This is a genomic window from Brevundimonas sp. UBA7838 (assembly GCF_002500885.1).
GTDB lineage: Bacteria > Pseudomonadota > Alphaproteobacteria > Caulobacterales > Caulobacteraceae > Brevundimonas > Brevundimonas vesicularis_C.
Genome location: NZ_DLTK01000090.1, coordinates 1 through 22,407 on the forward strand (window position 1 = coordinate 1; position 22,407 = coordinate 22,407).

General features: G+C 65.4%; 23 protein-coding genes and 1 tRNA gene. 17 read left to right on the forward strand and 7 right to left on the reverse strand.

The features are described 5' to 3' along the window. Nucleotides 1-1,261: 1,261 nt before the first annotated feature. Complete coding sequence (locus tag B3T77_RS07485; RefSeq protein ID WP_292078533.1) at nt 1,262-1,534, forward strand: aldehyde dehydrogenase family protein; 273 nt, start codon at nt 1,262-1,264, stop codon at nt 1,532-1,534. 86 nt (nt 1,535-1,620) lie between these two features. Here B3T77_RS07485 and B3T77_RS07490 read toward each other — a convergent pair whose 3' ends face one another. From B3T77_RS07490 to folE, 3 genes are all read right to left on the reverse strand, one after another. Beyond that, complete coding sequence (locus B3T77_RS07490; protein ID WP_292078535.1) at nt 1,621-3,450, reverse strand: gamma-glutamyltransferase family protein; 1,830 nt, start codon at nt 3,448-3,450, stop codon at nt 1,621-1,623. A gap of 127 nt (nt 3,451-3,577) precedes the next feature. Then, nucleotides 3,578-4,012: a biopolymer transporter ExbD gene (locus B3T77_RS07495; protein ID WP_017505348.1), complete on the reverse strand. Its 435-nt coding sequence runs from the start codon at nt 4,010-4,012 to the stop codon at nt 3,578-3,580. A gap of 169 nt (nt 4,013-4,181) precedes the next feature. Further along, a complete protein-coding gene (folE, locus tag B3T77_RS07500; protein ID WP_066552114.1) occupies nt 4,182-4,796 on the reverse strand; it encodes a GTP cyclohydrolase I FolE in 615 nt (204 codons plus the stop codon). A 128-nt stretch (nt 4,797-4,924) separates the two neighbouring features. Between folE and cysS the strand changes: the two genes are divergently transcribed. Then, entirely contained in the window at nt 4,925-6,376 is a 1,452-nt protein-coding gene (gene cysS / locus B3T77_RS07505) for a cysteine--tRNA ligase (protein ID WP_292078541.1), read from the forward strand. Nucleotides 6,377-7,152: 776 nt separating this feature from the next. Here the strand turns inward: cysS and B3T77_RS07510 are convergent. Beyond that, a complete protein-coding gene (locus tag B3T77_RS07510) occupies nt 7,153-8,436 on the reverse strand; it encodes a lytic murein transglycosylase (RefSeq protein WP_292078543.1) in 1,284 nt (427 codons plus the stop codon). Between the two features lie 192 nt (nt 8,437-8,628). Here B3T77_RS07510 and B3T77_RS07515 point away from each other — a divergent pair. The 5 genes from B3T77_RS07515 to B3T77_RS07535 all read left to right on the forward strand — a co-directional run bounded on the left by B3T77_RS07515 (nt 8,629) and on the right by B3T77_RS07535 (nt 10,417). After that, nucleotides 8,629-8,705: transfer RNA gene (locus B3T77_RS07515), tRNA-Ala, on the forward strand. A 201-nt stretch (nt 8,706-8,906) separates the two neighbouring features. Next, nucleotides 8,907-9,032, forward strand: a complete 126-nt coding sequence (ykgO, locus tag B3T77_RS07520; protein WP_008263184.1) for a type B 50S ribosomal protein L36 — start codon at nt 8,907-8,909, stop codon at nt 9,030-9,032. Between the two features lie 195 nt (nt 9,033-9,227). Next, nucleotides 9,228-9,503 (forward strand): DUF2312 domain-containing protein, encoded by a 276-nt coding sequence (locus B3T77_RS07525; protein WP_017505946.1) that lies wholly within the window; start codon nt 9,228-9,230, stop codon nt 9,501-9,503. 126 nt (nt 9,504-9,629) lie between these two features. Further along, nucleotides 9,630-9,974: a hypothetical protein gene (locus tag B3T77_RS07530; protein WP_409514550.1), complete on the forward strand. Its 345-nt coding sequence runs from the start codon at nt 9,630-9,632 to the stop codon at nt 9,972-9,974. 56 nt (nt 9,975-10,030) lie between these two features. Beyond that, on the forward strand, nt 10,031-10,417 hold the full coding sequence (locus B3T77_RS07535; protein ID WP_292078545.1) for a GIY-YIG nuclease family protein: 387 nt from the start codon (nt 10,031-10,033) through the stop codon (nt 10,415-10,417). 3 nt (nt 10,418-10,420) lie between these two features. Here the strand turns inward: B3T77_RS07535 and B3T77_RS07540 are convergent, their stop codons facing one another. Both B3T77_RS07540 and B3T77_RS07545 read right to left on the reverse strand, forming a co-directional pair. Beyond that, nucleotides 10,421-11,872: a sigma-54-dependent transcriptional regulator gene (locus tag B3T77_RS07540; RefSeq protein WP_292078547.1), complete on the reverse strand. Its 1,452-nt coding sequence runs from the start codon at nt 11,870-11,872 to the stop codon at nt 10,421-10,423. A 106-nt stretch (nt 11,873-11,978) separates the two neighbouring features. Further along, on the reverse strand, nt 11,979-13,748 hold the full coding sequence (locus B3T77_RS07545; protein ID WP_292078549.1) for a DUF4153 domain-containing protein: 1,770 nt from the start codon (nt 13,746-13,748) through the stop codon (nt 11,979-11,981). Between the two features lie 96 nt (nt 13,749-13,844). Between B3T77_RS07545 and B3T77_RS07550 the strand changes: the two genes are divergently transcribed. From B3T77_RS07550 to B3T77_RS07590, 9 genes are all read left to right on the forward strand, one after another. Continuing rightward, the gene (locus B3T77_RS07550) at nt 13,845-15,638 is read left to right on the forward strand and encodes a M3 family oligoendopeptidase (protein WP_292078551.1); all 1,794 of its coding nucleotides are present in this window, start codon (nt 13,845-13,847) and stop codon (nt 15,636-15,638) included. A 76-nt stretch (nt 15,639-15,714) separates the two neighbouring features. Next, the gene (locus B3T77_RS07555; RefSeq protein WP_017505952.1) at nt 15,715-15,987 is read left to right on the forward strand and encodes an aa3-type cytochrome c oxidase subunit IV; all 273 of its coding nucleotides are present in this window, start codon (nt 15,715-15,717) and stop codon (nt 15,985-15,987) included. Nucleotides 15,988-16,116: 129 nt separating this feature from the next. Then, nucleotides 16,117-17,250, forward strand: a complete 1,134-nt coding sequence (locus B3T77_RS07560) for a Re/Si-specific NAD(P)(+) transhydrogenase subunit alpha (RefSeq protein WP_292078555.1) — start codon at nt 16,117-16,119, stop codon at nt 17,248-17,250. 38 nt (nt 17,251-17,288) lie between these two features. Beyond that, nucleotides 17,289-17,480, forward strand: coding sequence for a hypothetical protein (locus tag B3T77_RS07565; protein ID WP_292078557.1), 192 nt, complete (start codon nt 17,289-17,291; stop codon nt 17,478-17,480). Nucleotide 17,481: 1 nt separating this feature from the next. Then, nucleotides 17,482-17,829 (forward strand): NAD(P) transhydrogenase subunit alpha, encoded by a 348-nt coding sequence (locus tag B3T77_RS07570; protein WP_292078559.1) that lies wholly within the window; start codon nt 17,482-17,484, stop codon nt 17,827-17,829. Continuing rightward, on the forward strand, nt 17,826-18,092 hold the full coding sequence (locus B3T77_RS07575; protein ID WP_292078562.1) for a hypothetical protein: 267 nt from the start codon (nt 17,826-17,828) through the stop codon (nt 18,090-18,092). The genes B3T77_RS07570 and B3T77_RS07575 overlap by 4 nt, the downstream gene beginning before the upstream one ends. A gap of 13 nt (nt 18,093-18,105) precedes the next feature. Continuing rightward, nucleotides 18,106-19,527 carry an NAD(P)(+) transhydrogenase (Re/Si-specific) subunit beta gene (locus B3T77_RS07580; RefSeq protein WP_292078566.1) on the forward strand — a complete coding sequence of 474 codons (1,422 nt, stop codon included), beginning with the start codon at nt 18,106-18,108 and terminating at the stop codon, nt 19,525-19,527. A gap of 3 nt (nt 19,528-19,530) precedes the next feature. Beyond that, a complete protein-coding gene (locus B3T77_RS07585) occupies nt 19,531-19,935 on the forward strand; it encodes a DUF1801 domain-containing protein (protein ID WP_292078570.1) in 405 nt (134 codons plus the stop codon). A gap of 51 nt (nt 19,936-19,986) precedes the next feature. Further along, a complete protein-coding gene (locus tag B3T77_RS07590; RefSeq protein WP_292078572.1) occupies nt 19,987-21,093 on the forward strand; it encodes an acyltransferase family protein in 1,107 nt (368 codons plus the stop codon). A 2-nt stretch (nt 21,094-21,095) separates the two neighbouring features. Here the strand turns inward: B3T77_RS07590 and B3T77_RS07595 are convergent, their stop codons facing one another. Beyond that, nucleotides 21,096-21,320 (reverse strand): hypothetical protein, encoded by a 225-nt coding sequence (locus B3T77_RS07595; RefSeq protein WP_045810302.1) that lies wholly within the window; start codon nt 21,318-21,320, stop codon nt 21,096-21,098. A gap of 91 nt (nt 21,321-21,411) precedes the next feature. Here B3T77_RS07595 and B3T77_RS07600 point away from each other — a divergent pair, with 91 nt between their 5' ends. After that, a complete protein-coding gene (locus B3T77_RS07600; RefSeq protein WP_292078578.1) occupies nt 21,412-22,401 on the forward strand; it encodes a helix-turn-helix transcriptional regulator in 990 nt (329 codons plus the stop codon). The last annotated feature ends 6 nt before the right edge of the window (nt 22,402-22,407 follow it).

A 22,407-nucleotide genomic window follows, 5' to 3' on the forward strand; every position in this document is an offset into this window, starting at 1 on the left:
AGTTTCAGGGGGTCACGTCAAGTCTTGCGGCACCATCACCTTCTTAACCGAGGGCTGTAAGCGATGCTCTCACTCTCAGCCATCGGAAGCTCCAGCGGGGCGGCCAGCTACTACGGCAAGGACGATTACTACGTCACCAGCGAGGCTGACACGCTAGGCCTAGATCGGGAGGGAAGGGGGGCGAAAAAGGTTGGCCTGACCGGAAAGGCCCGCACGCAGGAATTTAGGCCCTCTTGGAAGGCGAGCACTAGGCATTGAAAGTTCCGGATCGTCCAAATGCTCAGGCCCACGGCAAGCACAGAGCTGGGTAGGATCGGACTTTCTCAGCGCCACAATCAGTCAGCCTACCATTCTTATCGGCAAGGATGATCGCCTCGACAAACCGAGAGGTAGAAGTTGTATGATTTGGTCTATTCGGGGATGGCCTTTGTGATGTTCAGGTTTAGCTTTGCGAGTGGTGCCAAGAGGGAGCAGGGGGCACACCCTGTATTAACCTCGGCCGGGATAACGCCGAGTTGGCGTATTATCACATCCGGGACTCTATCGCAGCGCACCAGATACTGATGAACCACCCAATCAACCTCCGTCCGTTGGGCACAAACGTTGTCAAACATCCGAGACGGATCTAAACCTACTGCCTACAGAAAGTGGAAGCCTTTCACCGAAGAAAACGGCACCAGTCGCCGTCAAAGACGTCGCGTAATTGGATGCAGTTCTGCTTCTGACTCATACCTGATGTCTGAACCGTCCGTTTTTTGGCTGGCGCCCCGAGGTCCGCAGATGGGCTTGAACTAGCCGCCTTGCCGCAGGATGGCGTCCAAAGTGATAAAGAACTCGAACTTCATGCCGCGCTCCCAGCAATCTACCGCGATGTCCGCAGTAATCATTCGCCGCATCTATCGGCATCCGTTTCATGGATGAGGTCATCATCAATGTATCGATGAAACATCACTATTTCTCTCGCTGGATGGTCGTTACCAATTAGATGTCGTTGGCCGCATCTCCGAGCTCGCGGCAAATGACCGACAGGTCCATAAAGACGTCTGCGGTTAGGAAAGCGAGGAACATTGCCCAAGGGACGAGTGTCCAGAATTTTGTGGCCTTCGCATGGATTGAGGCAACGCCGCCGCGGTCGATGTAACGGATAATTTCACCAGCGAGGTGATCGCCTCGGTGCGCTGCGCCTCAACGGCGCAGGTCGACGCAGCGGTTGCCGGCGCCAAGGCCAGCTTCGCGGCCGTCAAGCTGGAACCCATGAGCGTTGCTGAGCCGGGTCGCCGATCTGATCCTGGAAAACCGCCAGGCCTTGGCCGAGACCCTCGTTGCTGAGTCTGGCGTGCCGTGGAAGGACTCCGACAACGAGGTCGCGCGTGCGGCGAAATCCTTCCGGTTTTCGGCGGAAGAAGCGAGGCGGCTGGTCGGCGAGGTGGTGCCGATCCAAGGCGCGGCTGGCCAATCGCACCGAATGGCCTTCACAATCCGCACGCCAAGCGAGGTTGTCGGAGGCGTCCGCACCTTCATTGCGCGAACCTGACAGGGTATGCCGGAAGGGGCGCAACGGGGCAGAAGGGCGCGGACCTCGTCGTGGGTCATCGGTCGCTCAACCTCAGTAGGCCAACTTCAATAAGCCAGCGCGATCCCGTCCTTGCGCATCTCGGTCGCTGCGCCATAGGTCCAGCGCCCGCCGGGGTTCATCTGTTTTATGACGTTCTGATAGCCGCCGAAGCCGCCGTCGGGCTCGCCCAGGGTCCAGCCCATGGCGCGCAGCTGGGCCTTGGTCGCCTCGGGCACGCCGCTTTCCAGATGCAGCACGCCGGTCCCTTCCTGCGGCTGGCCGGTCGGTTCGGACGAGCCATAGTGTTGCCAGCGCGGGGCGTCGCCCGCCGCCTGGGGCTCCAGCCCGTAATCCACCATATTGATGATGATCTGGGCCTGGCCCTGCGGCTGCATGGCGCCGCCCATGACGCCGAACGCCATCCAGGGCTCGCCGTCCTTGACCGCGAAACCGGGGATGATGGTCTGGAACGGGCGCTTGCCGGGCGCATAGATATTCGGATGGCCGTCGGTCAGGGCGAACAGCTCGCCCCGGTCCTGGAACATGAAGCCCAGCGGTTCGGAGCCGTTGTCGGGCGCCAGGCCCGAACCCATGCCGCGATAGTTGGACTGGATCCAGCTGACCATCATCCCGTAGGCGTCGGCGACGCTGAAATAGGTGGTGTCGCCGTGGTGCGGGGCGTCGCCTGGCATCACGCGGTCCATGACCCGATCGGGCCGGATCAGCTTCGCCCGCTCGGCTGCGTATTCCTTGGAGTTCAGCCATTCGACCGGCGTCCTGGAGAAGCGGTCGTCGGCGAACCACCGCGCCCGGTCCTCGAACGCCAGCCGCTTGGCCTCGGCCTGGACGTGCAGCGAGGCGGCGGACTGGAAGCCCATGGATTTCAGGTCGAACTGTTCGCAGATGTTCAGGATCTGGTTGGTGCTCAGCCCTTGCGTGTTCGGTCCCAGGCCGAACACGTCCACGCCGCGATAGTTGGTCCGAATCGGCTCGACCCATTCGGTGTGATGGGCGGCCAGGTCGCCGCGGGTCATCCAGCCCCCGATCCGCTTGAAATAGGCCTCGATCTGATCGGCGATGGGGCCGTTGTAGAAGGCGTCGCGGCCACCCTCGGCGATCATCCGCAGGGTCTTGCCCAGATAGGGATTGGCGAAGACTTCTCCCACCTTCGGCGTCGCGCCGCCGGCGGCCCAGATGCGCTTTCGGTTCTCGTTTTCCTCGATCGGGATCTGGCCCCGATCAAACGCAGCCATGTTGCGTTCCAGATAGTAGGCGATGACCTGGGGCACGGGCACGCCCTGTTCGCATAGGTCGGCGACGGGCAGCAGCACCTCTTTCCACGGCAGTTTCCCATAGCGCTGGTGCGCGCTCCACCAGGCGTCCACCGTGCCCGGCACATTGACCGTCACCGCGCCATAGCGCGGCAGATAGCCGTCGATGGCCTTGGACCGCGCGATGTCCAGGCTGAGACCCCGCGGACTGGCGCCCGATCCGTTCAGCCCGACGACCTTCTTCTGTTTGGGGTCCCACAGCATGCAATAGGCGTCGCCGCCGATGCCGTTGGCGACCGGCTCCAGAAAGCCCAGGGCCGCATTGATGGCGATGGCCGCATCGATGGCCGATCCGCCGCGCCGCAGGGTGTCGATGCCGATCAGACTGGCCGCCGGATGCGCCGTCGCCGCCGCCCCGTTCGCGCCCCAGACGGTTGAGCGCCCCATGAACTTCGGTCCCGAAATCCGGTCGCCGATGCCGATGCCGGCATAGGGGTCGGCCGGGCGGGCCGGCGCAGGAGCCGCCTCGGTCGGCCTGGCGGCGGGAGAAGCCTGCCTGGCCTGGGCTGCGGTCGCCGCCAGCGCGCCGGCGGGCAGGGCGGACAGGAAGGTGCGACGACGCATGGGCGGACTCCTCGAACAACCGATGCGGCATCAAGGGTGCAGTCGATCGATCCGGCAAGCCTTGCGGCAAAGAAAAAGGCCGCGTCCCTTTCGGAGCGCGGCCCAAATCCTGGAAAGGACGAAGGTCCTATTCGATGTCTTCGTTCAGCAGGCCGACCTTGAAGAAGCCGTTCTCCTGCATCTTGTTCATGACTTCCATGAACTGCGAATATTTCACTTCGGGCTGGGCGCGGACGAAGACGCGCTCTTCCTGGCAGGCGCCGCCGCCCAGGGCGGTGCAGACGTCAGTGGCCAGGTTGTCGATCGAGGTTTGCTTGTCCGAAAGGAACAGCTGACCGTTTTCCTGGATGGTGATGTACACCGGTTCCTTCTCTTCGGTCGGATTGGTGGGCGGCTGTGCGGGCGGCAGGTCCAGACGGATCGACACGGTTGCCATCGGCGCGGCGACCATGAAGATGATCATGAGCACCAGCAGAATGTCGATGAACGGCGTGATGTTGATATCCGCCGTCTGTTCGATCGTGTGCTTGTCCCCGCCGGAACCACCGAGCTTGGCAGCCATGCATCGTCTCCGTTACTCGCCGGCTGCGTTCCGCGCCGACATTTCCCTATGGATCGCCCGAAGGCTTGATCGGTTCTTGGCGTCCCGATGCGGGCTTGTAAAGCGGTTCTAAACGATCTGCCGTTCCGGAACGTCAATTATACACGACAGAGGGACGACGGTTCGGCGTTCAGGCCTTGGCCAGCTTCAAAAAACGGTCCGCCAGGGCAGGATCGTCCTTGAAGGCGCCGGTGAAGCGGGTCGTAATGGTCGAAACGTGCCGATGATGCACGCCGCGCGTGGTCATGCACTGATGCTCGGCGTCCACCAGCACCGCCACGCCGCGCGGCTGCAGGTGCGATTCGATGGCCTCGATGATGTCGTTGGTCAGGGTTTCCTGGTTCTGCAGGCGCCGCGCATAAATCTCGACAACCCGCGCCAGCTTGGAGATGCCGACCACCTTCTCGCCGGGCAGATAGGCGACGTAGGCCTTGCCCAGGAACGGGGCCAGGTGGTGCTCGCAATGGCTCTCGACCTCGATGTCGCGCAGGATGACCATGTCGTCATAGCCGGTCACGTCCTCGAAGGTGCGGCTCAGCTCCTTGCCCGCATCGGCGTCATAGCCGTCGAACCATTCGCCATAGGCGTCGACCACCCGCTTGGGCGTGTCGATCAGGCCGGGACGGTTCGGATTGTCGCCAGCCCAGGCGATCAGGGTGCGCACGGCCTCCAGCGCCTGTTCGCGCGACGGACGTTGCACGGTTTCGTCGCTGACGAGGACGGGCTTGGCGGGGGTGACGCTCATGAACTCGATTTCCGGCCGGGGCGGGCGGGTCGCCCGGTTTACCTTCTACAATCCGTCGGGACTGTATATCAGGCCGCTATATGGGACAGACCGTCCGTCCCGCAAGAAAACCCGCTAAAGACTGATCCATGCCGCTGCACATCCACGACACCCTGCGCCGTGAAAAGCGCCTGTTCGAGCCCCGGAACAAGGATCGTGTGACCCTCTATGTCTGCGGCCCCACGGTCTATGACTACGCCCACATCGGCAATGCGCGCCCGCCGGTGGTGTTTGATGTCCTGGTGCGTCTGCTGCGCCGGACCTATGGCGCGGACCAAGTGATCTACGCTCGCAACGTCACCGACGTGGACGACAAGATCAATCAGAAGGCCGCGCGCGAGGGCGTGCCGATCGGAGAAGTCACGGCCCGCTACGAAGCCGCCTACCTCGCCGACATGGGCCTGCTGAACGTCTCGCCGCCCGATATCGCGCCCCACGTCACCGACTACATCCCGGCCATCGTCGATCAGATCCAGGCCATTGTCGACGCGGGCTGCGCCTATGCCGCCGAGGGGCACGTGCTGTTCGACGTCTCGTCCTACAAGGCCTACGGCGCCCTGTCGGGCCGGAACCTGGACGACATGATCGCCGGCGCCCGCGTCGAGGTCGCGCCCTATAAGAAGAACCCGCACGACTTCGTTCTGTGGAAGCCGTCCAAGGCCGACGAGCCGTCCTGGCCGTCGCCGTGGGGCGAGGGGCGTCCCGGCTGGCACATCGAATGCTCGGCCATGATCGAAAAGACCCTGGGCCTGCCCATCGACATTCACGGCGGCGGCATCGACCTGGTCTTCCCCCACCATGAGAACGAGATCGCCCAGGGCGTCTGCGCCCACGGCCATGCCCATGGCGATGAGGCTCATGACGAATACGCCCGCTACTGGATGCACAATGGCTTCCTGACCGTGGACGCCGAGAAGATGTCCAAGTCGATCGGCAACGTCCTGCTACTGCACGACCTGGTCCAGGCCATGCCGGGCGAGGTCGTCCGCTGGGCCCTGCTCAGCGCCCACTACCGCCAGCCGCTGGACTGGAACCAAGGGCTGCTGGATCAGAGCCGCAAAAACCTGGACCGGCTGTATGGCGTCCTGCGCGACGCCGAGGCGGCCCTGGCCGACTTCGACGAGGCCACGCTGGACGAAGCTGAGATGGAGCTGGCCGAGAACGCCCTGGATCCGGTGCTGGACGCGCTTGAAGACGATCTCAATACGCCGGGCGCGATCGCCCAGCTGTTCGGGCTCGGCAACACCCTGCGCGAACTGCTGAACGACGCCGAGGCCGATATCAACGATGTCGCCATGGCCCGCTGGAGCCTGAATGAAGCGGCCGGTCTGCTCGGCGTCCTGTCGCTGACGCCGGACGCCTGGTTCGAGGGCGGCGATCCCGCGCTGAAGGCCGAGGTCGAGGCCCTGCTGGACCAACGCGCCAAGGCCCGCGCCGCAAAGGACTGGCCCGAGGCCGACCGCATCCGCGACCGCCTGAACGCCCTGAACGTCGTCGTCATGGACGGCCCCGACGGCGCCACCTGGCGCGTGAAAGGTTAGAGCCTGTCGTCTCCTCCCCGCCTGGCGGGGAGGGGGACCGCGAAGCGGTGGAGGGGTTCTTGAAACTAAGGGCCTCTCATCTTTCGTCATCCTCCGGCAAGCCGCTTGCGGCGCAGATCGGGGGACCCAGCGGCGCCGGAGGCGATGTTTCCGCCGCGCTGGTGTCTATCAGCGTATCCGCAACAGGTTCGCGCTCTCGCGCGCCGCTGGGTCCCCCGGTCACTTCGCGCCGGAGGATGACGAAAGAAAAGATCGCTAGCTTCTTTCAGCCATCGCAATGCCGCTGGTCCATCCGCAGCGATTTCAACCGCTTGCCGATTTATGTGCGCCTTTTCCCATCCACGGGGTCAAACGGCCCCATAATGCCCCCGTCTCGTCGCATGGAGGGCTCGCCTGGCCTGCGACCTTGCGGCGGCGGGAGCGGAGGGAGCGGGGGCGATGGTGAAATCCCATCGCGGCGCAGGGGCTGATCGGCCGGGGAATCGCCCCGGCGTCCGCAGTCGCGTCGAAGGGTCGAGGGGGATACTCGGCCGAACCGGGGATCGGGGATCGCTGCTCCGACCCGCCCGTCGCAGGCTTATGGGGTTAGGCGATAAGACCGCCACCGCTCGGCGCCCCGAGCTTGCAGGTCAACCTTCCGCGCGGAGCGTCCATCCTTCGTCGAAACGGTAACACTACAAATCAACTCCGGGCAAAGGCCCGGCGCTCCGCCCAGCCCTCCTCCCCCTCCGCCCCCTCAAAGGCAGGAGCACCGAGCCATGCCCGGATTTACAGCGTCAGCTCGTCCGGCGGATCAGTTCGTCCGCCAGCGCCGGCGTCAGATAGCCATCGGCGATCCTGTTGTTGGCGATCTGCCAGCGACGCAGGGCCGCGCGGGTGTTGGAGCCGATCACTCCATCCACGCCTTGAGTGTCGTAACCGAGCTGCGTCAGGGCGCGCTGCGCCCCGATACGCTGATCGCGCGTCATCGACGGATCGTTGGGCCAGGCCTTGGTCAGCCCCGGCTTGCCCATGATCCCGTCCGCCGTCAGGCCGATGGCTAGGGCGTAGGACACCGAGTTGTTGTAGCGGCGGATCACATAGTGGTTCGGCAGGGCCAGGAAGGCCGGACCGTTCGCGCCCTGCGGCAGCAGGATGGTCGCCTCTTCCAGCGCCTCTGCGCCGTTCGGCGTGCCGCCTTGCGCCAGGCGCACGCCCTTGGCCGCCCAATAGGCCCAGTTGTGCTTCGGGCCTTCTGCCTCGGCATAGTCGAAGCCGGAGGGCAGGGTGACTTCATAGCCCCAGCCCTGACCACGCTTCCACCCGGCCTGGGCCAGCAGGTTGGCGGCGGACGCCAGGGCGTCGGCGTCGTCGCGCCAGATGTCGACCTTGCCGTCGCCGTCCTGATCCACGCCCAGGCGCAGATAGTTGTCGGGCATGAACTGGGTCTGGCCCATGGCCCCGGCCCAGCTGCCCTTCAGTCCCGCGCGCTCGCGCCGGCCGTCCACGACGATGTCCAGCGCGTCCTTCAGTTGCCCCTCGGCCCAATCGCGTCTGCGACCGTCATAGGCCAAGGTCGCCAGCGAGCGGATCACGTCATAGTCGCCCTGCACCTGACCGAATGCGCTCTCCTGGGCCCAGACGCCGACCAGGATTTCGCTGGGCACGCCGAATCGTTGAACCACCGACCACGGCACCCGGTCGATGCGCTGTTTGGCCTGGGCGATTCGCACCGGGGTCACTGCATTCTGAACATAGACGCCGGCGGGTTTGGAGAATTCAGGCTGGTTGCGATCCAGGCGGATCACCGTTGGATCGGGCGTCAGACCCTCCAGTTCCCGGGCGTAGTCCGCGCGGCGGGCGCCGCCCTTGCGCGCCAGAAATCCCTGTTTCCAGCCCTCGAAACCCTGCTGGTCATAGGCGGCCAACGGCGGCGTCTGGGGGGCAGGGGCCGGCGTCGTAACAGGGGCACCCGCCTGCGGCTGAGGATGGGGCGTCGGCATGTTCACCTGCGGCTCGGGCAGCATGGGCGCGCAGGCCGAGACGCAGCCGATTAGGAGAAGGCGATAGGAAAAGCGCATGAGATTCAAACTAGAGCCCCCGGGGTCAGACACGAAATGACAACCGCGCGAACGGCCATTTCGACGCCCTAAAGCGCGCGCGGCGCGAATGCGTTGCCTGGCCATTCCCCGCTCGGGTGTAAGGCGCGCTGTTAACCATCTTTGTATTGGACGCCTTATAAGTGTGTGTCGTAATGACGCACCAGCTCTGACGGCCTGATGGCGGAGCGGCGACGCGGCGGGCGTGCAACCCCGTAAACCCTCCGTTCGACTCGGAGGTCAGGCCTCCATAGTTTTCTAAATGTGCTATCGCCTCGGGCTGCTTGAGCACGTGAGGGGAAACAGCGCGCAGAGCAGACGGGGACTGGGTTTTCTGCGGTTTCGGCCTTTGGCGGCTTGACCTTCCGAACCCCTCTCTCTATACGACCGCCTCCGCCGCGATCCGACCGGGTCAGCGGCTTTCTTATTGGTTTCTTTCAGGACGTCCGACCATGAAGGTCCGTAGCTCGCTCAAGTCGCTGAAGACCCGCCACCGCGACTGCAAGGTCGTGCGTCGCAAGGGCGTCGTCTTCGTCATCAACAAGACCGACCCGCGCTTCAAGGCGAAGCAGGGCTAAGCAGCGTTCGCTGCGCGCCGCTTCGGCGGCGTGCGCATGCTGGTTCGCGCTCAGGCAGCCCGAAGGGCGATAGCGCGCTTGAAAGATGACGATCCACAGGCTGCGGATTTCTGTCCGCGGCCTTTTTCGTGTTCGCGGTTGTCGCGCGCCTGTCTGCATGGTTAGCGTCCGCGCCTGATTTCTGGAGTATTCCCCATGGCTGACGACGCCTCGTTCGACGGTGGTTCCGACGTTCTCACCGCCACGGCGCAGGGCCGCCTTCGCACCATCATCGAGCGCCTCGAGCGCCTCGAAGAGGACAAGCAGGCCGTCATGACCGACATGAAGGAGGTCTTCGCCGAAGCCAAGGGCGAGGGCTACGACGTCAAGATCCTGCGCAAGGTCATCCGCATCAGAAAGCAGGACAAGGCCAAGCGTCAGGAAGAGGACGCCATTCTGGACCTCTACCTCTCAGCGCTCGGCGAGATCTGAGGCTGACCCGGCTTGAAGCGCACCCCCTTCAAGCCAGGAGGCGGGCTGTCGCGATCGGGCGGCCTGAAAGGCGATGGCGCATCCAACCTGCGCTCAAGCAGCCCGAAGAGCGGTAGTGTTTCAAGCCTGCGCTCAAGCAGCCCGAAGGGCGGTACCGCTGCAAAAAAGCCCGCGCCAAGCCCCTTCGAGCAACAGCGCGAGGCCGCCAAACGCGCCGCGCTGAACGCTTTGAAACGCGCTCGCCGCGCGGCGGACAAGGCGGGCGTTTCCCTGTCCGAATGGGAAGGCGAATTCATCGATTCGGTCAGCGAGCGCGTTAAGACCCACGGCCGCGCCTTCGCCGACCCCGAAAAGGGCGCGCCGGGTCAAGCCCTCTCGGCCATGCAGGGTCGCAAGCTGAAAGAGATTACCGCAAAGGCCAATGGCGAAGAGCCGAAACGGCGGTGGGGCAGGAAACCAAAAGAGCCATAACCGTTCGTCATCCTCGGGCTTGACCCCAGGATCGGCCTGTCCACAACTCAGCGTTTATGAGCGAGCGCCGCCCTTTCATCGCCACCTATATCCAAGCCAGCCGACCGCACGGTGTCATTTACATCGGCATGACGTCGAATCTCTATGATCGCGGCCATCAGCACAGGACCGGGGCTTTCGAAGGTTTCGCCAGTCGTTACGGGTGCGGAATGTTGGTTTGGTACGAGCAGTTCGAACTGGTCACGAACGCAATCCGGCAGGAGAAGGCGCTGAAACGCTGGAATCGCGTCTGGAAGCTGGAGCTGATCGAACGGACGAACCCTGAGTGGGTCGATCTCTACCCAAGTCTATGCGGCTGGGCGCCTGATCCTCGGGTCAAGCCCGAGGATGACGGAGAGGCGAGTGTGGCTGCGTTTCTCAAAAGCTTGGAGTCAGGCGCGTAACCCTCAGCCCGCTTCCTTCAGCTGACCTTCCAGCCCCTGTTCGCGGACCTTGCGATACAAGGTCGAGCGGCCGATGCCGAGGCGGCGCGCGATCTCGCTCATATGGCCGGCATAGACCTCGATGGCGTGCTGGATCAGGTCGCGTTCGATGTCCTCGAGCGTGCGCAGATGGCCGCGCTCGTCCAAGATCCGGATCGGCTGGTCGACCTGCGCGGCGGCGTCGGTCTGAGCGCCGGCGGCTGTGGCGGCCTTCAGAGGCTGGGCGTCGGGCATGGGCGCGGCGACGCCTGAAATCGCGGGGAAATCGTGCGGCTGAAGGAAGGGCGCATCGGCCAGCACGATGGCGCGGAACACCGCATTTTCCAGTTGTCGCACGTTTCCGGGCCAGTCGAACCCTTGCAGCAGGGCCAGGGTCTCGGGCGCACATCCGGCGATCCGCTTGCCCTCCTCGGCGTTGAAGCGGGCGATGAAGTGATCGACCAGGGGCGCGATGTCCTCGCGCCGGTCACGCAAGGACGGCGCCTCGATCGGGAAGACGTTCAGGCGATAGAACAGGTCCTCGCGGAAGGCGCCGTCCTTGACCTGCTGGGCCGGATCGCGATTGGTCGCCGAGACGATGCGCACGTCGATCTTGACCGGGCGTTTGCCGCCGACGGGATCGATCTCGCCTTCTTGCAGCGCGCGCAGCAGCTTGACCTGCATGTCCAGCGGCAGTTCGCCGATCTCGTCAAGGAACAGGGTGCCGCCGTCCGCCTCGCGGAACTTGCCCAGCGTCTTGTCCACGGCGCCGGTGAAGGCGCCCTTCTCGTGTCCGAACAGGATGGATTCGATCAGATTGGCGGGCAGGGCGCCGCAGTTGACGGCGACGAAGGGTTTGCCGGCCCGGTCGCTGGCGCCGTGCAGGGCGCGGGCGATGACCTCCTTGCCGACGCCGCTTTCGCCCGTGATCAGGACGGGAATTGAGGATTTGGCGGCCCGAGCGCCCAGCGCCTTCACCATCCGCATCGGCGCGCTGTCGCCCACGATATCGTCGAAGCTGGTGCGACCCTGGACGCGCTTGGTCAGGCGGCCGACCTCGGCGGTTAGGCGCTTCATCTGCATGGCGTTGCGCACGCCGACCAGCAGGCGTTCCGGGCCCACCGGTTTGACGAAGAAGTCCTGGGCCCCGGCCTGCATGGCCTTGACCACCATGTCGATGCCGCCGTTGGCCGTCAGGACGATGACCGGCTCATTGATCCCGGCGCTACGCAGTTCGGCCAGGCATTCCAGCCCCGACATCTCGGGCATGACCATGTCCAGGAGGATCAGGTCCGCCCCGCCGCCGCGCGTCATCCGGTCGATGGCCTCGCCGCCGCTGGCGGCATGGACCACGGCGTTTCCGTCCCGCTCCAGCACGGCCTGGATCAGCCGGCGTTGGGTCGGATCGTCGTCAACGACCAGGATGGTCTTGGCCATGAAAATCCCTTGTCCTGTCGCCCAACCCGTCACGGATGGATCGTTTCGGGACGATTTCTAGGCTGGCGAGGTGAAAATCGGGTGACACGGCGTGGTGAGCGTCCCGTTAACGCGGCTCTGTCGCGTCGCATCGCACTTCGGGGCTGGCGCGCAATCTCTGGCCGTCGACAACCAGGTCGGGAAGGGCGGCCGGCGCCGTCGTGACGCCCTTCGACAGGCCCTCGTTCATCCGCTCAGCATTGCGCCCGCAGGTGAAGCCGTATCGACCCGTCACGCGCCACTGGCCCTGGCCGTCCTGATCGAAGGCCACGATTTCACGAGCCGTGGCGACCAGCAGATCGGTTCGCGCGTCGCCATTCAGGTCCGTCGATCGGACGATGCGGGGGGCTTCCGCATTACAACTGAACAGCACATCGACCTGCGCGTCCAACTGATCGACGAAGCTGGCGGGCACGGACTGGCCATCGGCGGCTTTCAGGCGGATGGCGGCCTTGCGCGCTTGCCGCCCCTGCGCGGTATCGCCGGATGGCCACGGGCGAGCCTGGGCGGCGCGGGCGTTTCGCGCGATGCGAGGATCGGTTGAGGCGGCCAGACGGCGCAGCGCCATCTCGCCGGCCTTGCCGCTCTCGAACCGCAGGAAGTCATAGTCGAACATGTCAGCGAACACCGCCCCGCGCTGCAAGCGGGCGACCTGATCGTGCACCGAGAGGCGGGCGGGATCCGCCAGCGGGCTGAACAGGGCCAGGATGACCAGAACCGACAGAACCGCCGCGACGACGTTGATCCGCTCCAGCGGCTTCATCCAGCCGCCCGGTTTCACGGCCGCCAGCAGATAGCCGGCGCCATAGACCGCGCCGACCAGGGTGCAGGCGGCGGCGATGATCCGATCGGGCGTCAGGCCGTGCTGGCCGATCCGCAAGGCCAGGCCCCAGGCGGCCAGAACAATCAGCGGCGCGGTCACGACCGACGCGGCCCGCACGCTGTATCGCAGGACAACCGGCGGCAGATTGTCCGCGCGCCCATCCTGATAGGCCGTGTTGATCAGCACGATCAGGGCGGCAGCGGCCGACAACACCAGGGCCGTCGCGCTGCGCGTCTCCCACAGGCCGTCCAGTCCGGTGAAGGGCAGGGCGACAAGAAAGCCGCCGACCAGGACCGTGATCACCAGCAGCAGCCACGACAGCAGCATCAACGCCACGGTCCGCACGCCTCGGATCAGGCCGTCGCGCACATCGGTCAGCTGGACCGCGGTGGCGAAGACCAGGGCCGTGACCGGAATGGCGAACCATGCCTCGCTCAGCAGGTGCTGCAGAAAGCCGAGGCCGATCATCTTGAACAGGGCCGCGCCCAGATGCAGCAGGATCCAAAAGGCGCCCGTGAAGCCCAGTGACAGGGCCAGTTGCACCCCCGCCTTCCACGCGATGTCGAAATAGTCGGGATAGTCGACGATCCAGCGTCGTTCGCGGATCGCGGGCACGATCAGGTGGTGGGCGATGAACAGGGCCGCCGCGCCGAAGGCCAGCATGGGGAAACTGAGAAATGGCGGCTCCTCATGCGGCTTCAGAACCTGGCGGGCGACGTCGTGGGCGCCCAGCAGGGCCAGCACGCCGGCCGCGGCCGCGGCCCACAAGATTAGGGCCAGCGGCTTGACCCGGCCTACGCCGGCGAGAACCACCACCGGCACATAGCCGGCCGCCAGGGCCAGGGCGCCGAACACCACCGGCTGGGTTTCGGGCCAGACGCGGCTGTCGGCCGCCAGATATAGCAGATAGAGCGCCAGCCCCTGAACCAGACCTGTCGCCAGGCGAACCGCAAACAGGGCCGAGGCCCCGCCAAGGCCCGTCCGGCCGGTGTCATGCTGCAGGGTTTCGGTCATTTACGCGTCTCCGAAAGGCAGGATTGCACGGGCCGTGACGCCGAGAAAGCGCAAGGGGCGGTTGCGGCCGTCGCCGCGCATCCCCAGAACAGGGGCATGAACGCTCCCTTCAAGACGCCGAACACCGAAGCCCCGCTATGGGACCTGACCGACCTCTATGCGTCGCGCGACGACGCCAAGGTGGCCGCCGATCTGGAAAAGGCGAGGGGTCTGGTCGAGGCGCTGAACGGGCTGAAGGGCCGGCTGGCGGCGGATCAGGATGCGCAGGCGCTGGGCGAGGCGCTGGACCGCGCGATCCAGCTTTACGAGCAGGCGTCCGACGTTCTGGGCGCGCTGGGCGCCTACGCCTTCCTGTCGGCCTCAACCGCGCGCGACGATGCGACGGCGCAAGGCTTCGAGGCCGATGTGCGCGAGAAGATCACCGCCATCGCCACCCCGACCGTCTGGTTGACGCTGGAGATCAATCAGATCGACGATGCGGCGCTGGAAGCGGCGCTCACCGCCCATGCGGGCGCCGCGCGCTGGCGGCCGTGGTTGCGCCGGGTGCGGGCGATGAAGCCGCACGAACTGTCGGCCGAACTGGAAACCTTCATCGCCGAGCGTGGCCCGATCACGGCTCAATGGCCGCGCCTATTCGATGAGCAGCTGGCCGCCCTGCGTGCAAAGGCGGGCCATGAAGAACTGACGCTGGCCGAGGCGCTGAACCGCCTGTCGGACGCCAAGCCCGCGCGCCGCAAGGCCGCCGCCGAGGGTCTGTCAGAGGCGCTGGCCGCCCGCGCCCCGACGCTGGCCCTGGTGCTGAACACCGTCGCCGCGGACAAGGCGATGGAGGATCGCTGGCGTGGTTTCAGACGTCCCGCCGACAGCCGTCACCTGGGCAACGAGGTGGATGGCGAGGCCGTGGATGCGATGGCCGAGGCGGTCGCAGCCGCCTGTCCGCGCCTGTCGCATCGCTACTATGCGCTGAAGGCCAAGGCGATGGGCAAGGCGCGCTTGGACCACTGGGACCGTAACGCCCCGATCGAGACGACGACGCCGCGCGCCTTCACCTGGACCCAGGGGCGCGAGATCGTACTGGACAGTTTCTCGGACCTGGGCGGCGATTTCGCCGACAGAGCCGGCGGCTTCTTCGACAAGCCGTGGATCGACGGCCGGGCGCGGCCGGGCAAGCAGTCGGGCGCCTATGCCCACCCCGTCACCGCCGACCGCCATCCGTATGTCTTCCTGAACTGGATGGGCGAACGGCGCGACGTCCTGACCCTGGCGCATGAGCTGGGTCATGGCGTCCACCAGACCCTGGCGGCCGATCAGGGCACGCTTCTGGCCGACACGCCCCTGACCCTGGCCGAGACGGCGTCGATCTTCGCCGAGGGGCTGACGTTTGATCGTCTGCTGGCGACCGCGCCCAAGTCCGAGCAGCGCGGCCTGCTGGCCGGCCGGATCGAGGATGGTCTGAACACCGTCGTGCGCCAGATCGCCTTCCACCGGTTCGAGACCCGCTTCCACGACGAGCGCCTGCAAGGCGAGGTGTCGCAACAGCGGATCAACCAGCTGTGGCTTGAAGAAATGGGCGCCTCGTTGGGGCCGTCGGTCAAGCTGAACCCGGGCTATGAACACTGGTGGGCCTATGTCAGCCACTTCGTCCATTCGCCCTTTTATGTGTACGCCTACGCGTTCGGCGACCTGCTGGTGGCGGCGCTGATGGAGGCGCGTCGCAACGATCCGGCCGGCTTCACGCCGCTTTATCGCGAGCTTTTGGCCGGCGGCGGATCGCGAACCTATGTCGAGGCGTTGAAGCCGTTCGGTCTGGACCCGCGCGACCCGGCCTTCTGGAGCGTCGGCTGTCAGAGGCTGGAGCGGCTGGTCGATCAGTTCGAGGCGCTGGCCTGACCACGGCATGACTGCGGGCTTGAGCGGGGCGGTCGCCTCGGTGTAAGTCCGCGATAACGACGAGGGGATTCCACGAATGGCCGACCTGCACGACACCGCCAACGCACCTGCCGACGCCGATGCGCAAGCCTATCTGCACGGCCATATGGAAGTGCGCGAACAGGTCTCGACCTACCGCCTGTTTTTGAACCTGGCCAAGTGGGGCAGCCTGGCCATCGCCGTGCTGCTGCTGTTCCTGACCCTGTGGTTCCACCCGGGCGGCAGCTTCATGGCCGCCGTCATCGGCGCGGTCGTTTTGGGCGGCGTCGGCTTCGTGGCGCTGAAGTCCAAGCCGGGCGCCGCGCACTGAGCCTTGCATCGGATCGCCTGAGGCGGTCTGAAATCACGCGCCCTCGCCAAGCTTTGGCATAACCGTGCTTTGACGGCTCGCGCCGGAACGGCCTAACCTTCGTTCAACGAAAAGAACGAGGGGATTCGCTTGGCCGTCGCTATCGCCGTCACCCGTGAACGTCGCGAAGGCGAGACGCGCTGCGCCGTCACGCCCGAGACGGTCAAGAAGCTGATCGCCCTTGGGGCGACCGTCACGGTCGAGGCCGGGACCGGCCTGGGCTCCTCCATTCCCGACGCCGACTACGCCGCCGCCGGCGCCGTCGTGAAGCCGGACACCCGCGCCGTGCTGGACGGCGCCGACATCGTGCTGAAGGTGCGCGGCCCCACGGCCCAGGAAACCAGCGCGCTGAAGCCCGGCGCCGTCGTCATCGCCATGCTGGACGCCTATCGGGATAAGGCGACCGTCGACGCCCTGGCTGGGGCCAACACCACCGCCTTCGCTATGGAGTTCGTGCCCCGCATCACCCGCGCCCAGGTCATGGACGTCCTGTCGTCACAGGCGAACCTGGCCGGATATCGTGCGGTGATCGAGGCGGCCTATGCCTATGGCAAGGGTTTCCCGATGATGATGACGGCGGCCGGCACCGTCGCCGCCGCAAAGGTCTTCATAATGGGGGTGGGTGTCGCGGGCTTGCAGGCCATCGCCACCGCGCGTCGTCTGGGCGCCGTCGTCACCGCCACCGATGTCCGCCCCGCGACCAAGGAACAGGTCGAAAGCCTGGGCGCCAAATTCCTGGCCGTCGAGGACGAGGAGTTCAAAAACGCCCAGACCGCCGGCGGCTACGCCAAACTCATGTCGGCCGAATACCAGGCCAAACAGGCTGACCTGACCGCCAGCCATGTGGTCAAGCAGGACGTGGTCATCACCACAGCCCTTATCCCCGGCCGCGCCGCCCCTGTGCTGCTGACCGCCGGCCATGTCGCCTCCATGAAACCCGGCTCGGTCATCATCGATCTGGCGGTTGAAGCGGGCGGCAATGTCGAGGGCTCCAAGCTGAACGAGGTCGTGACCACCGCGAACGGCGTCACCATCGTCGGCTGGTCGAACCTGCCCGGCCGCATCGCCGCCGACGCCAGCGCCCTCTACGCCCGCAACCTGACCGCCTTTGTCGGCCTGTTGATGAAGGACGGCGGCCTGTCGGTGGACCTCGAAGACGAGATCCTGAAGGCGGCGGTGGTCACAGACGGCGGGGCCGTGGTGCATGAGGGGGTGCGGGGATGATCGGGTCTGGCCTTCGTAATGCTCTGTCGATTTTTTCCTTGATCGTGATTTTCGGCGGAGCTGTCTTCTGCCTGTTTCTGCTGATGTTTGCATTCGTGCAGGACCAGTCCGGCGCAGCATTCGGCAGGGCGCTCACCAAAGTCGGGCCGATCTTTTTCGGCAGCGTCATCAACGGGGGAGTCCTGAGACTTCTCATCAGCATCGATGCTCGATTGGAGCAGAAAACCTGACATGGAACACGTCGATCCCACCGTCTTCCGCCTGGCCATCTTCGTGCTGGCGATCTTCGTCGGCTATTACGTCGTCTGGAGCGTGACGCCGGCTCTGCACACGCCCCTGATGGCCGTGACCAACGCCATTTCCAGCGTCATCATCGTCGGCGGCCTGATCGCGGCGGCGGCCGTGTCCGGTGACGCGACCGGCCCCAGCGCCTGGATCGCCAAGGGCGCGGGCGTCGTCGCCGTCACCCTGGCCAGCGTCAACATCTTCGGCGGCTTCATGGTCACGCGGCGGATGCTGGCCATGTACAAGAAGAAGGAGCGGCCGGCGCCTAAGTCCGCTCCCGAGGCGTCTTCGTGACCGACGCCGCCCAAATCGCCATCACCGGATCCTGGATCGCGACCGGCATCGGTTTCGGCCTGTGGCTGTACGGATGGTTCGGGGCCAAGACTCCGATCAAGCGTCAGCGGCTGCATGACTGCGGCATCGCCCTGGTCTTTTCGGCCATTCTGGTTCGCGTGGTGACGCAGGATCGGCCGCTGGGCGTCTTCGAATGGGCCCTGTTCTTCATCGGCCCGCTGTTCATCGCCGCCGCCCTGTGGCGGCTGGCCCGCACGTCTTGAGGGGAGGGGCGTGATGAACGCATCGCTGGCCGCAATGGCCTATCTGGTTTCGGGCGTCCTGTTCATCCTGTCGTTACGGGGGCTGTCCAGCCCGGAGACCGGCCGTCAGGGCAACACCTTCGGCATGATCGGCATGGCGCTGGCCATTGGCGTGACCCTGCTGACGCTGGGCACGACGGGGGCGCTGGATACCGTGACCCTGGCCCTGATCACGGGCGGCGTCATCGTCGGGGGCGGGGCAGGCGCCCTGATCGCGAAGCGGGTGGCCATGACCGACATGCCGCAATTGGTCGCGGCCTTCCACAGTCTGGTCGGCATGGCCGCCTGTCTGGTCGCCATCGGGGCGATCTATGCGCCCGAGGCCTTTGGAATCCTGTCCGACGACGGAAACGGCATCAAAACGCTGTCGATCATCGAACTCAGCCTCGGCGTCGCAATCGGGGCCATCACCTTCACCGGCTCGGTCATCGCCTTCGCCAAGCTGAACGGAAACATGAGCGGGGCGCCGATCATCCTGCCGGCGCGGCATCTGATCAATGTCGGCCTGGCGCTGGGTCTGGTCTTCCTGATCGGCATCCTGATCGGCACGAACGGCGCGGCGACCTGGGCCTTCTGGGGCGTCTTCTTGATCGCGCTGGTGCTGGGCGCGACCCTGATCATCCCCATCGGCGGCGCCGACATGCCGGTCGTGGTGTCGATGCTGAACTCCTATTCCGGCTGGGCGGCGGCGGCGCTGGGCTTCACGCTGGAGAACATCGCCCTGATCATCACCGGCGCCCTGGTCGGATCGTCGGGCGCGATCCTCAGCTACATCATGTGCAAGGGGATGAACCGCAGCTTCATTTCGGTCATCCTGGGCGGCTTCGGCGGCGGCGATGCGGCGGCCGGTCCCGCCGGCGCCAAGGAAACGCGGCCGGTCAAACAGGGCTCGGCTGAGGACGCCGCCTTCATCATGAAGAATGCGTCCAAGGTCATGATCGTGCCCGGCTACGGCATGGCGGTGGCCCAGGCCCAGCATGCGCTGCGTGAAATGGCCGACAAGTTGAAGGAGGAAGGCGTGGAGGTGAAATACGCCATCCACCCCGTCGCCGGCCGGATGCCGGGCCATATGAACGTCCTGCTGGCCGAGGCTAACGTTCCCTATGACGAGGTGTTCGAGTTGGAGGACATCAACGCCGAGTTCGCCACCGCCGACGTCGCCTTCGTCATCGGCGCCAATGACGTGACCAATCCCGCCGCCAAGACCGACCCGACCAGCGCCATCTACGGCATGCCGATCTTGGATGTGGAAAAGGCCGGCACCGTCCTGTTCATCAAGCGCGGCATGGGCTCGGGCTACGCCGGGGTCGAGAATGAACTCTTCTTCCGCGACAACACCATGATGCTGTTCGCCGACGCCAAGAAGATGGTCGAAGGGATCGTGAAGGGGCTTTGAGCCATGGCCAGCACGCCCAAGACCGGCCCCACAGACGCCTCTGTCGACGCCTTCTTGTCTGCGATCGACGATCCACGCCGACGGTCTGATTCTCACGCCGTCGCCGCACTGATGTCGGAGATCACCGGTGAACCAGCCGTGCTCTGGGGATCGTCCATCGTCGGGTTCGGCAACGACGGCGGCCCCAAGGGCGGCTGGCCGCTGATCAGCTTCTCGCCGCGAAAAGCCAATCTGGTGCTTTATGTCGCTGGGGATTTCTCTGAACGAGCCGAGCTTATCGCCCGCTTGGGCAAGGTGAAGACCGGCGTGGGCTGCCTCTATGTTTCGCGTCTGGAAGATGTCGATCAGGCGGTTCTGCGCGATCTTTGCGGCCGCGCTGTTCGCGCGGTCAAAGCCGGCTTGCACTGAAGTCTCTTCAGACCCCTATCACGCAACCTTGACCGGCGCTATCACGCGTCCGTGAACACGCTGTCCGGACCTCTTCCTGCCGCCCATCGCCGTTTTGAGGCTTTGGATTCCCTGCGGGGTGTGTGCGCCATCCTTGTCGTGATGTTTCACATGCCGGTTGCAAGTCATTGGCGCGACTGGGGTTTCATTCAGCATTCCTATCTGTTCGTCGACTATTTCTTCGTCCTGTCGGGCTTCGTCATCGCCCATGCCTATGCGAACCGACTGAAGTCGGAACGGGACGCCGGGCGGTTCATGGTGCGGCGCTTCGGGCGGATCTGGCCGCTGCATCTGCTAATGCTGGCGGCCTTCATCGGGTTGGAATTGGCGCGGCTTATCTTCCATTTCGACAGCGCGCCGCCTTTCACGCGGGATCGATCGATTGAGGCGATCTTCACCAATCTGGCGCTGATCCAGGCCTGGCATGTGCATCCCTATCTGACCTGGAACGGGCCAGCCTGGACGCTCAGCGCCGAATGGGCCTGCTATCTTACCTTCGCGGGCCTGGTGCTGATTGCGCCAAAGCGGTTCCGCTGGATCGGGCTGGTGCTGGCGATCATCGGCGGCGTCCTGGTGCTCAGCTACGCGCGGCGCTGGATGAATACGACCTATGACTTCGCCGTGCCGCGCGCGGTCTATGGCTTCTTCCTGGGCTGCCTGCTGCAGGGGCTCTGGACCCGCATTCCGCGCCTCAAGGGCGGCCCCGCGACGCTTTTGGAGATCGCGGCCATCGTCGCGGCCTGCGTGTTCATCGGCTACGCTCAGGGGCCGATCACTGTGGCCGTCACGCTGATCTTCGTGGCGCTGATCTGGGTCTTCGCCGGCGAGGAGGGGGCGCTGTCACGCGTGCTGGACCATCCGGCTCTGGTCACCCTGGGGCGGTGGTCGTTCGCCATCTACATGGTCCACATGTTCATCCTGACCGTGATGATGATTGTGGCCAGGAAGCTGGACCTCGTACCGGTGCGACGCATCGACTTCGGCTCTGTCTGGCTGAACGACCTGTTCGCCGTCGCCATGTTCGGCTTCATCGTTGCGGTCGCCGTCGTGGCGCACCGACTGGTCGAGCAGCCGGCCCAGCGCATGATCGATCGCTGGACCAAGCCGAAGGCGGCCTGAGCTCAGGCGGCCATCCGCCATTCGGGGGCCATGTCGCCGGCGCGGCCTTCATCCCACAGCATGTCCTCGTCTGAATAGCGGCTGCTGGCGGCGGCCGAAATGACGTCGACCACCTGTTCCTCCAGCCGGTCCCAGATCACGGCGAGGTCGGACGACCCATCGGCTTCGCACGGCACGATGATGTAGCGGCTGGCGTTGACGGTCTGGGCGGGTTGGAAATGCGCCATCTGATGATCTCCTGAAGCGGGGGCCTCTTGTCGATGATGTCGTTATGAAGCAGTGTTGCGTCAGAAACGGACGTAAGGATCGGCGAAGGCATTGAGACACGACAAGGCGGCGATGGTGATCGATCTGGCACGCCGCATGGCCGCCAGCGCCGAAGGGCTGAGCCTGGATGAGATCGCGCGCGACATGCGCGTCGGCCGCCGCACCGCCGAACGGATGCGCGACGCGGTTCTGATGCTGTTCCCCCAGGTGGACGAGGTTTCGGACCCGCCGTCCAAACGCTGGCGCATACGGGGCGGTCTGTCGGCCTTCGAACAAGCCCCGACGGCGACCGAAATGCTGGAACTGTCCAAGGCCGCGACCGCCCTGCGCGCTGCCGGCGAACCGGCGCGCGCCACGGCGCTGGAGGGGCTGGAGCGCAAGCTGAAGGCGGCGATGCGTTCGACCACGCTGAATCGGATGGCGCCGGATCTGGAGGCCCTGGTCCGGGCCGAGACCATTGCGGTCCAGGCCGGGCCGCGCCCCTCCGCCGACGAAGCTATGCTGACCGCCATTCGCGCGGCGGTGCTGGCGCAGCAGCCCTTGGGCTTCACCTATTCCCGTCCGGGCGCCGAGCCGCGTCGGCGCAGCGTGGCGCCGTGCGGCGTCATGTTCGGCCGGGCTAACTATCTGGTCGCCGCCGACCGCGAGACCGGCCGCATCCAGACCTTCCGCCTAGACCGGATGAGCCATGTCGGCCCGCAGGAAGGGTTGGCCGTGCCGCCCGCCGATTTCGACCTCGGCGTCTTCGCCAGCCAGTCCTTCGGCATCTATCAGGACGAGATCGAGGACGTCGTTCTGCGCATCGCGCCCGAGGGCGCGGCTGAGGCCAGGGGCTGGCGCTGGCACCCGACCCAGTCTTTTGAGGATCAGTGGGACGGCGGCGTGATCGTGCGGTTCCGCGCCTCGGGCATGCGCGAACTGGCCTGGCATCTGTTCACCTGGGGCGAGCAGGTGCAGATCCTGGCGCCACAGCGACTGAAGGCCGTGATGGCCGGCGAACTGGCGGCGGCGGGCCGCGCCTTGGAACGGGCCTCAGCCTGACGAAAC

Coding starts and splice junctions, on each gene's coding strand:
- B3T77_RS07490 (WP_292078535.1), bottom strand. CDS start 3,450: ATGCGTCGTCGCACCTTCCTGTCCGCCCTGCCCGCCGGCGCGCTGGCG.
- B3T77_RS07495 (WP_017505348.1), bottom strand. CDS start 4,012: ATGGCTGCCAAGCTCGGTGGTTCCGGCGGGGACAAGCACACGATCGAA.
- folE (WP_066552114.1), bottom strand. CDS start 4,796: ATGAGCGTCACCCCCGCCAAGCCCGTCCTCGTCAGCGACGAAACCGTG.
- cysS (WP_292078541.1), top strand. CDS start 4,925: ATGCCGCTGCACATCCACGACACCCTGCGCCGTGAAAAGCGCCTGTTC.
- B3T77_RS07510 (WP_292078543.1), bottom strand. CDS start 8,436: ATGCGCTTTTCCTATCGCCTTCTCCTAATCGGCTGCGTCTCGGCCTGC.
- ykgO (WP_008263184.1), top strand. CDS start 8,907: ATGAAGGTCCGTAGCTCGCTCAAGTCGCTGAAGACCCGCCACCGCGAC.
- B3T77_RS07525 (WP_017505946.1), top strand. CDS start 9,228: ATGGCTGACGACGCCTCGTTCGACGGTGGTTCCGACGTTCTCACCGCC.
- B3T77_RS07535 (WP_292078545.1), top strand. CDS start 10,031: ATGAGCGAGCGCCGCCCTTTCATCGCCACCTATATCCAAGCCAGCCGA.
- B3T77_RS07540 (WP_292078547.1), bottom strand. CDS start 11,872: ATGGCCAAGACCATCCTGGTCGTTGACGACGATCCGACCCAACGCCGG.
- B3T77_RS07545 (WP_292078549.1), bottom strand. CDS start 13,748: ATGACCGAAACCCTGCAGCATGACACCGGCCGGACGGGCCTTGGCGGG.
- B3T77_RS07550 (WP_292078551.1), top strand. CDS start 13,845: ATGAACGCTCCCTTCAAGACGCCGAACACCGAAGCCCCGCTATGGGAC.
- B3T77_RS07555 (WP_017505952.1), top strand. CDS start 15,715: ATGGCCGACCTGCACGACACCGCCAACGCACCTGCCGACGCCGATGCG.
- B3T77_RS07570 (WP_292078559.1), top strand. CDS start 17,482: ATGGAACACGTCGATCCCACCGTCTTCCGCCTGGCCATCTTCGTGCTG.
- B3T77_RS07580 (WP_292078566.1), top strand. CDS start 18,106: ATGAACGCATCGCTGGCCGCAATGGCCTATCTGGTTTCGGGCGTCCTG.
- B3T77_RS07585 (WP_292078570.1), top strand. CDS start 19,531: ATGGCCAGCACGCCCAAGACCGGCCCCACAGACGCCTCTGTCGACGCC.
- B3T77_RS07595 (WP_045810302.1), bottom strand. CDS start 21,320: ATGGCGCATTTCCAACCCGCCCAGACCGTCAACGCCAGCCGCTACATC.